General features: G+C 61.8%; 1 protein-coding gene. It reads left to right on the top strand.

Features of this window, described 5'->3' with window-relative positions; genetic code table 11:
• Nucleotides 1-240 precede the first annotated feature (240 nt).
• Nucleotides 241-1,017: a SapC family protein gene (locus tag C5748_RS27350; RefSeq protein ID WP_105746193.1), complete on the top strand. Its 777-nt coding sequence runs from the start codon at nt 241-243 to the stop codon at nt 1,015-1,017.
• Nucleotides 1,018-1,171: the final 154 nt, after the last annotated feature.

Here is a 1,171-nt window from a genome sequence, read left to right on the forward strand (position 1 = left end):
CGTGACGCCGCGGTCGTTGAAGTCGGTCTCGACTATGCGATCTCGCCATCTGCCGGCTTCGGCGTCTCCTATTCCGGCCAGTTTGGTGACGACCTCGCCGACCAGTCCTTGAGGGCAAACTTCAACGTGAAGTTCTGACGCGCGCGGCCAATCGACAACAAAAAGCCCGCCGCGCTGACGCGGCGGGCCGGGACTCACCAATCGTGGCGCTTTGCGCCTCGACAGATTTTCAGAGTGATCATGACCATGCCTGCCGACGTTCAACCACTCCCGCTTTTCTACAAGGACCCCGTGCTTCTCCGGTTCGATGAGCATGGCGATGTCGGCCTCGCGCCGCTCGGCCATTTCGACTTCACGCGCAAGGCCGTTGCCATTCCGCTCTGCATCGGCGAGTTCGCCGCCGCCATGCGTCACTTTCCAATCGTCTTCGCATTGGACGAGCAAGCCTCGCCGATCGCCCTCGTCGGCATCCGTAGCGACCATAATCTCTTCGTCGAACAGGACGGGGGCTGGAAGGCGGGCAGTTACGTGCCGGCCTATATCCGCCGCTACCCCTTCATCGTCACCGAGACCGAAGACAAGTCGCAGCAAATGCTTACCGTCGATCGCGCCTCTGAGCGCTATGTTCCGTCGGTGTCCGAGCACCCCGAGGCCGAGCGCCTGTTTAACGAAGCTGGCGGACCAACGGCGACGGCGCAGTCGGCTATGGCGCTCTGCCATGCCTATCACACCGACCATACCCGCACAGTCGCCTTCGGAAAGTCTCTGCTCGCAGCCAAGCTGCTCACACCCATTCACGCACAGTTCCGCCTTCCCGATGGATCGCAGCATCAGGTAAACGGCTTCTACGCCATAGATGAGAAGGCGTATCGCGCGCTTCCGGCCAAGACCCTCGCCGACTGGCACACCAAGGGCTGGCTCGACCTCGTAACCCTGCATCTGGCATCACAGCAGAGCTTCCAGGCCTTGCTCGATCTCAACGCACAGCGCGCAAATGAACGAAAGGCGCTCGCATGATGAGCAGGAAACGCGTTTTTGGTCTATCCACGGTTGCGACCATCCTCATCGGCGCGACCGCTGCCCTCTATCTCGCGCCGGGTGTCGCAATCTCCAATCCGACCCAGGCCGTGGCCGCGACGGATGCGTTCAGCGATCCGGCCCCGCAACGCTT

This window comes from Phyllobacterium phragmitis (assembly GCF_002980495.1).
Taxonomy (GTDB): Bacteria; Pseudomonadota; Alphaproteobacteria; order Rhizobiales; family Rhizobiaceae; genus Paramesorhizobium; species Paramesorhizobium phragmitis.